A 10160-nucleotide genomic window follows, 5' to 3' on the forward strand; every position below is an offset into this window, starting at 1 on the left:
TACCGCCGGACTACACAGCACCGCCCACCCTGCGGCTTGCGTTGAGGCAATGCATCGAGGTATACGTTGAAGCGTTGGGCGCTTAGTAAATCCAGGGTTTGGCACATCGTGGTGTAGTGGCCACGTGATAGAGGCATGGGTGCAGGCACGTAAATTCCAGGCATCCCGTGATGCAATTCCAGGCATGCCGTAACGTGAGCCGTCTATCGGGGCTTGGGGTCAGGGCCGGCGTAAGGCGTGCGCCGGATGCTACCGTAGGGAAGGCGGGGGCTTTCGGCGGGCCATGTTTGAGCGCAGCCGCGCCAGCGGCGTAGCGAGTTTGGCCCGACGCCCGCCTGGACGAGGTAGATCCGGATCAAGCACGCCGTGCCGGCCCTGACCCCAAGCCCCGATAGACGGCGTCTTTATATACCAATACCCCATCCATCGAAGAATCCCATAAACAACTCAACCCAAAAATGCTCTAGAAGCGCAAGCTATAAGAAAACAACGGCACCTACAAAGGATGCCGTTTCACTTCTCCTTGCGTCGGGCCGCGCACGGCCCACAGGATACCTATGTGTCATGCCACGGCTTCCTGCTGCCGCTGTTCCAGCCACGGCCCTATCTGGTCGGCCTGCATCGGCCTGGCAATGTGATAGCCCTGTACATAGTCGCAACCCAAATCGGTCAATTGCTTCAAGGCCCATTCGGTTTCTATTCCTTCAGCCGTGACGGACACCCCCAGGCTGTGTGCCAGGCCCACGATCGATCGCACGATTGTGTGCGCTTCAGCGTGTTTGCTCATGTCCATCACAAATGAACGATCGATTTTCAGATTGTCGACGGGAAGCTTCTGCAGATAGGCCAGCGACGAATAGCCGGTTCCAAAATCGTCTATGGCAATTCCTACGCCAATATTGTGAAGCCTGGTCAGGACATCCAGCGATCGGATCGTGTCGGCCATGATGGAGCTTTCGGTAATCTCCAGTTCAAGACAGTCGGCTTTCAGATCGTGGCGTTTGAGAATTTCCTGGATTTTCCCCGGAAGGCTGATGTCCAACAGATTTCGCGTCGAAATATTTACTGCAATGGTTATCGGATGCCCCTTTTTCCGCTCCTGGCTGCATTGCATGACGGCATTCTCGATGACCCACAGCGTCAGGGGGTGAATTAGGTCGCTGAGCTCGATCATCGGCATGAATTCGGCAGGATACAAAATTCCGCGTTCGACATTCTTCCAGCGGATGAGCGCCTCGAAACCAATCCTCTCCGCGCTGTTCAGCGAGAGCATGGGCTGGTAATACAGCACGAATTCTTCCTTGTCCAAGGCGTGTCGCAATTGGTTCATCAGCAACAGGCGATTCGGCGTTTGCTGGTCTTTGGACGGGTCGCTATAAGCGTAGCCCATGCCTTCCCGCTTGGCCTGGTACATGGCCTGGTCGGCATTGCGCATGAGGCTGTTCAGGTCTCTGCCGTTGTCGGGGTAGATAGCGACCCCGACACTGCCACTGATCTGGATCTCCATGCCATTCAGGACGAAGGGCGTTCTGATCTGCGTCAAGAGACTATTGACAAAGGTATCCAGTGAGGAGCGCTCGACCCATTGTTCAAGAAGAATGGCAAATTCGTCTCCGCCGATCCGGGCAATTGTGGCGCCGTTATTGAAAATTTGCTTCAGACGCTCGCTGACTTGCCTGAGCAGGACGTCGCCGGCGTGGTGGCCCAGGGAGTCGTTGATTTCTTTGAAGCCGTCCAGATCCAGCAGCAGAATGGCGAAGGGTGTTTTGGGCTGGCTGGTTCTGCGCAGCACCTGATTGATCCGGGATGCAAAGTGGGCGTGATTGAACAGACCAGTGAGCGAGTCGTGCGTGGCCTGGTATGTCAGGGCGTTGTTGTGGCGGCGGCGTTCGGTGATATCCAGGAAAGTGACGATTGATCCGACGACCTTGTCGCCGCGTCGCATGGGGTACGACCAGTACTCGACCGGCAGGGCGGTTCCGTCTTTGCGCCATAGCACTTCGTTTTCTATGTGGACATGGCGTTTGGTGGTCAATACGCGGTGTATCGGGCAGTCTTCCTGTGGGTAAGGACTGCCGTCTTCGTGTTTGCTGTGAATCAGGGAATGCAAGCGGTGGCCGATCAATTCGGAAGTGGTGTATCCGAGCAGTTTGGCGCAAGCCTGGTTGGCGAACGTGCAGCGCCCTTCCTGATCGATGCCGTAGATGGCTTCGGCTGTCGATTCCATCAGGAGCATGAACAATTCGTCGCGTTCGCGAATGTTCTGGGTGAGCGTCTTGCGTTCGGTAATGTCCTGTATAAGGGTCAGCCGCGCGTCGCGTTCGCCGAAGCTGAGAGGGAAGAACGACACTTCGACAGAAATGAGGCTGCCATCTTTTCTGCGATGCAGGCGGACCGCCTGGTTCAGGGAGTGGGCGCTCTGGGACTCGAGCTTCGAGATGTCGGCCGACGCCGGATCGTCGGCCTGCAGGTCATTGTCGGACATGGCAAGGAACTCGTGCCTGTCGAAGCCGTAGTGTTGTATGGCCTGGTCATTGACCGCCAGTATCCGGCCGCTTGCGGCGTCGCATACCCACATGGGATCGGGGTTGCTTTCGAAGAGAAGCCGGTACTCTGCTTCGGATTGTTCCAGCGCGGTTGCGATACGGCTGCGTTCAATGGCGACGGCCGCCAGTTCGGCGCCCATCTGGCCCATTTGCAGTTCTTCCAGCTTGGGAGAGCGCGGGCTTTGATAATACAGGGCAAATGAGCCCAGGATGCGCCCGCCGGACGAGATAATGGGATGCGACCAGCATGCGCGCAGGCCGTGGCCCAGAGCCAGTTCCCGATAATCTTCCCAGAGCGGGTCGCTGCTGATGTCTTCGGTAATGACGACCCGTTTTTCGCTGATGGCGGCACCGCAAGACCCGGCTTTGGCCCCGACGACGGCGCTGATCAGCGAGTCGCAGAAAGATGCCGGGAGCTTGGGTGCAATGCATGAACTCACCCGCGTTCCATCGACCGAGAGCAGCAGGATCGACGAGATGGTGCCGTCGATCTGGCCTTCGGCGAAGTGGGTCAGGGAGATTAGCGTGTCGTCAAGGCGTCCGTCTTGTGCAATTCTGCGCAAGATGTCGTTCTGGCCCTGCTGCCTTTGGAATGAGACTTGCCATTGTCGCTCGCTGGCGCCCAGTTCTTCCGCCATTTTGTCGAACTGGTTGGCGATTTCGGTGAATTCCTGGCCGAAGACCTGGTTTCCGATCCGGGTATCGAATTGACGCTTCCTGAGGCGTTTCGCTGCTTCTGTCAGTTTTCGAATATTGCGGCCCAGAATGGCCTGGGTTCCGGCCCAGCCGGCGAAGAGCGCCATCAGCATCAGAAGGGCGGTGACGGCGGTTCCTATCCAGAAGCTGCGCTGGATTTCGGACAACAGGCCGGACGCAGGGTTTCTATAGATAACGGCCAGGGCGCCGGGATCGTCCGGGGTTCCCGCTTTGGCATAGCTGACAAACCAATCCTTGTTGTCGCTGCCGCGTATCAGTTTGGCACCCTTGTTCTGGGGCGTTATGAGGTTCAGGATGTCTTTGTTTCTCAGGGCCTCGCCGGGTGTTCCCAGGTCTGTCGACGATGTGGTCAGGATGGTGCCGTGCCTGTCGAGGATAGTGAGATCGTCGCTGCGGCTTGGCAATGTGTGGTCTTGGATCTGCGACACGACCGCCATGTTCAGGGCGGCGAAGAGCACGGCGCGCGGCGCTCCCTCGTTGTTGCGCAATGCGGTTGCCACCGTGATGGTATGGGTGGCCGATATTCGGCCCATCAGGGAGTTGCTGACGACAAAGCCTGTACTACTCAGCGCGCGTTTGAAGTACGGGCGATCTCCAAGGTAGGGCATCTTCTCGACATTGGCCGAGACTCCGCTGCAAAGAACTTCGCCATTGGTGCCTATGACGCCAAAGTTCGTGTATCGGTTGCCGTGCTGGCGGAGCAGGTCCGAGAAATATTGATAACAAAGTTTCCAGTCGCTGTTTTGAATCAAAGGAGTTGAAGCGATTGCATTCAAGGTTTCCATGGAGCTCTTGAGCAGCCAGTTTTCGTTGCGGGCGGCCAGATCTACATAGCGCTGGGCGTTTTGCTGGCTGATGTCCTGCAGGCGGCTTCGTTGTTGGAGGACGTAATACGTCAGGCCGATAAAGGTGGGAATGGCGGCAACGCATATGACCAGAAACATTTGTGCATAGATACTTCGAAAATATCGTATGTTGAGCGTCATGTTTTATCCTCCCCGGCATTTCGCGCGCACTTCAGGCCTGTTCGCTGCATTATCGGATTTTGTCTGGATTACATCGGCGTCCTTGCTGGTTGCTCAATGGGTGCCGAACAAAATCGTTTTTTCAGGGTGCGCGGTGGCGCCAACAAACGCGGCCCGGAAAAATTCAGGGCGTGGCGGTTTTTTATTGGGCTTTTGGCGAATTGGCATTTCTACAAAACCTTGTTCTTTTATGGATCGGCTCTGTATAGGGATAATTTTTCATGATAATACCCTTCTTTTTGTTCAGTGGCTCACCCCTTGCATTAAATACGCGATAGCCGTTTTCTCGTCGGAAAAGAATGATCCTCCGATCCTGTACTCGCATCTCCAGGTTTTTCCTGTCTCGATGAACTTTTCGTTTCAGCTCAACTTCAACCAGCTCAGCTTCAACCGTATTTATATTTCCAAAAGTAATTAGTTTCTAATAAAAAAATAAATACGGTTATGTTAAATTATCGTTCCTCTTCTTCGCGCTTTATGCGTAGTTTTTTTGGTTGAAACCCGCACCTTGATACGCCTGGAAAATATACACAAAACTTATGTTTCGGCCGGTCGCGTTTCGCACGCACTGGCCGGTATCGATTTGCAAATTAGGCAGGGAGAGGTATTTGGCATCATCGGGCGTTCGGGGGCCGGTAAAAGCACCTTGATACGCATGCTCAATTTACTGGAGCGTCCTTCTCAGGGCAATGTCTGGGTGCGCGGGCAGGACATCACGACTTTTTCCGACTCGAAGCTGCGGGAATTCCGGCTGGGTGTGGGTATGGTGTTCCAGCATTTCAATCTGCTGCGTTCGCGCAGCGTGCTTGATAATGTCTGCTTTCCCCTGCGGCTGGCAGGCTTGCCGCGGTCGGAGCAGTTGGAGCGCGCGCACGAAGTCCTGGCTCTGGTCGGCTTGGCCGAGCATGCCAATAAGTATCCGCGCCAATTATCCGGGGGGCAGCAGCAGCGTGTAGGGATTGCGCGCGCGATTGCCAACAAGCCTGGGCTTTTGTTGTGCGACGAGGCGACTTCGGCATTGGACCCGGAAACCACTCAATCCATCTTGCGCCTGTTGCTGGACATCAACAAGAGCCTTGGCCTGACCATAGTCCTGATTACGCACGGCATGGATGTGATCCGCACGGTATGTGATCGTGTGGCGGTCATCGACGCCGGCTTGATTGTCGAGATGGGCGAAGTGCTGGATGTGTTCCTGCATCCCAGGCATCCTGTCACACAATCGCTCTTGTCTGAAAGCGGCGTTGATGCGGAGGGCTGGCGCGGCATGGCCAATGGCATTCAGGGGCATTTGATACGCCTGAGCTTTCGTGGCAATTCAACGGTGCAGCCGATTTTGAGCCGTATCAGCCGCGATTTGAACGTGAACCTGAGCATTCTTCAGGGGGCGGTCGGCCGCATCAAAGAAACGCCCTACGGACAGTTGGTGCTGGCTGTGGACGGAGAAGAGTCCTCATTGGCGCGGATCGCGGAATTTTTCGTGGCCGAAGGCCTTGAATGCGAGGTGTTGCGGCCATGATGTTTGCCAATATCGATTGGGCGCTGATTGCCGAAGCCACGGTTGACACCTTGCTCATGACGGGATTTTCCCTGCTGTTTACCGTACTGATAGGTTTGCCGCTGGGCATTGTTCTATTCCTGACCGGCGAGCGCCAGATGCTGGCGAACGGCCCTTTGTACCAGGTCTTGTCTTTTATCGTGAATGTCCTGCGGTCGGTGCCGTTCCTGATTTTGCTGATCGTGATGATTCCCCTGACGCGCGTCCTGGCCGGGACATCGCTCGGCGTGCAAGGGTCGATTCCGCCACTGGTGCTGAGCGCTGCGCCATTCTTTGCGCGCCTGGTCGAGAATGTGCTGCGCGAGCTGGATCCCGGCGTGACCGAGGCCTGTCGCGCAATGGGAGCAAATTCGCGTCAAACCGTGTTGATGGCCCTGATTCCAGAGGCGACGACCGGCATTGTCGCGTCGATTGTCGTCACGGCGATTGCGCTTGTCGGGTATTCGGCCATGTCGGGAGTGATTGGGGGCGGAGGGCTGGGCGATTTGGCCTTGCGCTTTGGCTATCAACGTTATCAAACCGATGTCATGATCGTGACGGTCGTGATTCTTGTTGTGTTGGTGCAGATTTTTCAGATGCTGGGCGATCGCCTGGTCTTGCGATTAAACCGGAAGTAATGTGTTCTATGGAGTTTTCGATGTTTTTGAAAAAATTCAGTACGGCAGTGGCCATTTCCGCCACCTTGTTTGCAGGTGCCGCGCAGGCTGAAAAGCTCAGTGTGGCCGCCACTCCGGTGCCCCACGCCGAGCTGCTCGAGTTCGTAAAGCCGGTTCTGGCCAAGGAAGGCGTGCAGTTGGACATCAAGGTATTTACCGATTACGTCCAGCCCAATCAGCAGGTGGCCGACGGCCATATCGACGCGAATTTCTTCCAGCACAAACCTTATCTGGACACATTCAATAAAGAGCACAACACCCATCTGGTTTCCGTAGGACTGGTGCATGTGGAGCCTTTTGGCGCGTATTCCCAGAAGATCAAGAAAATCGGCGACCTTAAAGACGGAGCCCTGGTGGCCGTGCCCAACGACCCTTCAAATGGTGCGCGTGCCTTGTTGCTGCTGCAAAAACAAGGTCTGATCAAGCTGAAAGATCCTAAGAACATCCTGGCTACCTCGCGCGATATCGTCGAAAATCCCAAGAAATTGAAATTCAAGGAACTCGAGGCGGCTACTTTGCCACGCGTGTTGCCCGATGTCGATCTGGCCTTGATCAATACCAACTACGCGCTTGAAGCCGGCCTCAATCCCATCAAGGATGCGCTGTTTATCGAAGGTTCCGATTCGCCTTACGCCAATATCGTGGTAACTACGCCGGCCAAGAAGGATTCGGCAGCCATCAAGAAGCTGATGGCTGCCTTGAATAGTCCAGCCACCCGAAACTTCATTCTTGAAAAATATAAAGGGGCGATTGTTCCGGCATTTTAGGGATAGGCCTCTTAGTAGAAACCCCAGGTTTTCTACCGCAATCGGGATTTAAAGAGTTCAGGCTTGCCTGAACTTTTGTTTTCCGGCCGAGTTGGCGTTATGCTAGCTCGCTCGGGGAATAGCGTGTCTGGGTTACCGATCCTGGGCACGGCCGATCATCACGAGTGGTCTGGAAATTGGTGCCTTCGGGCGCATCTTCATTTAACGGTGCAGCCCCCAAAATCAAGGAGTTTTTGAATGTTTAAAAACAAAGTTAAAGCGGCGCTGGCCGGTCTGGCGTTGGTAATGGTTTTGCCCGCAACCAGTGCGGTGGCGCAAAGCAAAGAACTCGTCGTGGCGACCGACACGGCGTTTGTGCCGTTCGAGTTCAAGCAGGGTGAAAAATACACAGGCTTCGATATCGAACTGTGGGCGGCCATCGCCAAACAGGCAGGCCTCAAATATCGTCTGCAGCCTATGGATTTCAACGGGATCATTCCTGGCTTGCAAACCCATAATATCGATGCGGCACTGGCCGGCATTACGATACGCGACGATCGCAAAAAAGTGATCGATTTTTCAGATCCTTATTATGAAAGCGGCCTGGCGATTCTGGTGGCCAGCAATAACGACACCATTAAAACCGCCAAAGACCTGGACGGCAAGACAGTGGCCGTCAAAATTGGCACGGCTACGGTCGACTACCTGAAAAAGAATGTGCCCGGGGCCAAGCTCAAGTTGTTCCCGAATATCGATAATGCTTTCCTGGAACTGGCTACGGGCCGCGTCGATGCTGTGGTGCACGACACTCCCAACGTTCAGTACTATGCGAAAACGGGCGGTCAAGGTAAAGTCAAGGTCGTCGGTGCGCTCAAGAGCGGCGACTACTACGGCATAGGCTTTCCCAAAGGCAGTGACTTGGTGCCCGTGGTCAACAAGGCGCTCAAGGCTGTCGAGGCCAGCGGCGAATACGATACTCTTTACGAAAAATGGTTTGGCAAAAAACCCTCTAAAACACAATAAATCGTGCTTTAGTCTGCGACGGCGATCAAGTGTCACCACCGGATCGCCGTTTTTCATTTGACGGCCGTTTCATGCATGCAGCGGCCAAATTTACGAGGCAAACAACGTGACTTTTGACTGGTCTGCGATTTGGGATGCACTGCCCAGCCTGTGGGACGGCACAAAAATGACGATTCAAATCACGGTGCTGGGTTTGGTCGGCGGCACCCTGATCGGCTTTTTAACCGGCGTAACCACGACATATATCAAGGTGCTGGTTACGTGGAAGAACACCGCGATCGCCATCGCCAGCCTGGTCGTTATTTATATTCTGGCAAAACTGGCCTCGTGGATTGCAAGCAGCTATTTGCCTGGTGTACCCGACTGGGGCTGGTGGCTGCTCAAGGCCATTATTCTTGTTGCCCTGATAGTGCGGTTTTTCTCGTATGTGCCGGTGGCCCTGTCGTTCCTGGCGCAGGTGTATGTGCTGGTCATTCGCGGCACGCCGATCGTTGTGCAGGTCATGTTCATCTATTTTGCGCTGCCGCTGATTTTCGGTTGGCGCATCGATGGTGTCTCGGCAGCGATCTTTACCCTGATGATCAATTCGGGCGCCTATATTTCCGAAATAGTCCGCGGCGGCCTTTTGGCGGTGCCCAAAGGGTTGAAAGAGGCCGGGCAGGCCATGGGCTTGCCGTTCTACAAGATCCTGCTTCATATCATCGGCCCTGTGGCCCTGCGCCGCATGATTCCCGCCATGGGCAACCAGTGCATCATCAGTCTTAAAGACTCATCGCTGTTTATTGTGATCGGCGTGGCCGAGCTTACCCGGCAAGGCCAGGAAATTATCGCCAGCAATTTTCGCTCCGTCGAGATTTGGGGCGCGGTGGCGGTCATCTACCTGATTCTTACGGGGATCATTGCGCTGACTCTTAAATTTGTCGAACACAGGACTCGCATCGTATGAGCATGGTCGAATTCAAAAATGTAATCAAGCGCTTTGGTTCGAGCACGGTGCTCAACGGTATAGATTTATGTATCGAGCAGGGCGAGGTCGTTGTGGTGGTCGGGCCTTCCGGGTCGGGAAAATCGACGTTCCTGCGCTGCATAAATGTGCTCGAAACCATTGAAGGCGGCGACATTGTCGTCAATGGCCTGAGCGTGCGTGGCAGCGGGGCGCAAATTCGCGAGCTGCGCCGCGAGGCCGGCATGGTGTTCCAGCAGTTCAATTTGTTTCCGCAACTGACTGCGCTCGAGAATGTGATGTTCGGCCCAGTTCATACGCGTGGCACGGGCCGCAAGCAGGCGCGGGCCGAAGCTATCGCCTTGCTGGACAAGGTGGGGCTGGCCGAGCGGGTCAATCATTATCCCGGCGAGCTTTCGGGAGGGCAGCAGCAGCGCGTGGCCATTGCCCGTGCCCTGGCCATCCGGCCGCATCTTATGTTGTTTGATGAGCCCACTTCGGCGCTCGACCCGGAGTTGCGTCACGAGGTATTGAAGGTTATGCAGGTGCTGGCTGAAGAGGGCATGACCATGATCGTGGTGACGCACGAAATGGAATTCGCCCGCAAGGTGGGCAGTCGTCTGATTTTCATCGATCAAGGCAAGGTTGCCGAAGATGGTCCTCCGGGCGAGTTGTTAAGCAATCCTCCCAGCCAGCGGCTGAAGGACTTCCTGCAGCATGTAGGCTAGAGGATTTTCGGCTCGGGTGTTTACAGGGCTGAACGTGTTTTAGTGGCTTTCGTTTTGAGCCGTTTTTAGGCATGGATCTGCACCTCCCGCCGGTCGCCGCAGGCGTATTGGCTTGAGCGATGACTTTGGGCTGTGCGTTGCGGTGTTGGTGACGGTTAATTCTATAAAGACGCCGCAGGGTGGGCGGTGCTGTGCAGTCCGGCACGTCCAGCGGTCGG

The 10160-nt window shown here is 55.3% G+C and carries 8 protein-coding genes; 7 read left to right on the forward strand and 1 reads right to left on the reverse strand.

The annotated features are described in order from the left end of the window. Nucleotides 1-562: 562 nt before the first annotated feature. Nucleotides 563-4249, reverse strand: coding sequence for an EAL domain-containing protein (locus tag ACYVIS_RS19735; RefSeq protein WP_460874860.1), 3687 nt, complete (start codon nucleotides 4247-4249; stop codon nucleotides 563-565). On the opposite strand from ACYVIS_RS19735, the gene ACYVIS_RS19740 reads away from it, so the two are divergent. The 7 genes from ACYVIS_RS19740 to glnQ all read left to right on the forward strand — a co-directional run bounded on the left by ACYVIS_RS19740 (nucleotide 4236) and on the right by glnQ (nucleotide 9942). After that, nucleotides 4236-4706 (forward strand): hypothetical protein, encoded by a 471-nt coding sequence (locus ACYVIS_RS19740; protein WP_460874861.1) that lies wholly within the window; start codon nucleotides 4236-4238, stop codon nucleotides 4704-4706. The two genes, ACYVIS_RS19735 and ACYVIS_RS19740, sit on opposite strands and share 14 nt — an antisense overlap. A 90-nt stretch (nucleotides 4707-4796) precedes the next feature. Continuing rightward, the gene (locus tag ACYVIS_RS19745) at nucleotides 4797-5807 is read left to right on the forward strand and encodes a methionine ABC transporter ATP-binding protein (RefSeq protein WP_232744615.1); all 1011 of its coding nucleotides are present in this window, start codon (nucleotides 4797-4799) and stop codon (nucleotides 5805-5807) included. Continuing rightward, entirely contained in the window at nucleotides 5804-6463 is a 660-nt protein-coding gene (locus ACYVIS_RS19750; RefSeq protein ID WP_232744145.1) for a methionine ABC transporter permease, read from the forward strand. Before ACYVIS_RS19745 ends, ACYVIS_RS19750 begins: the two co-directional genes overlap by 4 nt. A 20-nt stretch (nucleotides 6464-6483) precedes the next feature. Continuing rightward, nucleotides 6484-7269 carry a MetQ/NlpA family ABC transporter substrate-binding protein gene (locus ACYVIS_RS19755; protein ID WP_232744144.1) on the forward strand — a complete coding sequence of 262 codons (786 nt, stop codon included), beginning with the start codon at nucleotides 6484-6486 and terminating at the stop codon, nucleotides 7267-7269. 237 nt (nucleotides 7270-7506) lie between these two features. Beyond that, nucleotides 7507-8271 (forward strand): glutamine ABC transporter substrate-binding protein GlnH, encoded by a 765-nt coding sequence (gene glnH / locus ACYVIS_RS19760; protein WP_460874862.1) that lies wholly within the window; start codon nucleotides 7507-7509, stop codon nucleotides 8269-8271. A 388-nt stretch (nucleotides 8272-8659) separates the two neighbouring features. Further along, the gene (locus tag ACYVIS_RS19765; RefSeq protein WP_460874863.1) at nucleotides 8660-9217 is read left to right on the forward strand and encodes an ABC transporter permease subunit; all 558 of its coding nucleotides are present in this window, start codon (nucleotides 8660-8662) and stop codon (nucleotides 9215-9217) included. After that, nucleotides 9214-9942 carry a glutamine ABC transporter ATP-binding protein GlnQ gene (gene glnQ / locus ACYVIS_RS19770; RefSeq protein WP_305072067.1) on the forward strand — a complete coding sequence of 243 codons (729 nt, stop codon included), beginning with the start codon at nucleotides 9214-9216 and terminating at the stop codon, nucleotides 9940-9942. Before ACYVIS_RS19765 ends, glnQ begins: the two co-directional genes overlap by 4 nt. Nucleotides 9943-10160 lie beyond the last annotated feature (218 nt).

The sequence above is a fragment of the Paralcaligenes ginsengisoli genome, from assembly GCF_054781135.1.

Excerpts from the sequence above, each read along its gene's own strand:
- ACYVIS_RS19750 (WP_232744145.1), top strand. The coding sequence starts at position 5,804 with ATGATGTTTGCCAATATCGATTGGGCGCTGATTGCCGAAGCCACGGTT.
- glnQ (WP_305072067.1), top strand. The coding sequence starts at position 9,214 with ATGAGCATGGTCGAATTCAAAAATGTAATCAAGCGCTTTGGTTCGAGC.
- ACYVIS_RS19755 (WP_232744144.1), top strand. The coding sequence starts at position 6,484 with ATGTTTTTGAAAAAATTCAGTACGGCAGTGGCCATTTCCGCCACCTTG.
- ACYVIS_RS19740 (WP_460874861.1), top strand. The coding sequence starts at position 4,236 with ATGTTGAGCGTCATGTTTTATCCTCCCCGGCATTTCGCGCGCACTTCA.
- ACYVIS_RS19735 (WP_460874860.1), bottom strand. The coding sequence starts at position 4,249 with ATGACGCTCAACATACGATATTTTCGAAGTATCTATGCACAAATGTTT.
- glnH (WP_460874862.1), top strand. The coding sequence starts at position 7,507 with ATGTTTAAAAACAAAGTTAAAGCGGCGCTGGCCGGTCTGGCGTTGGTA.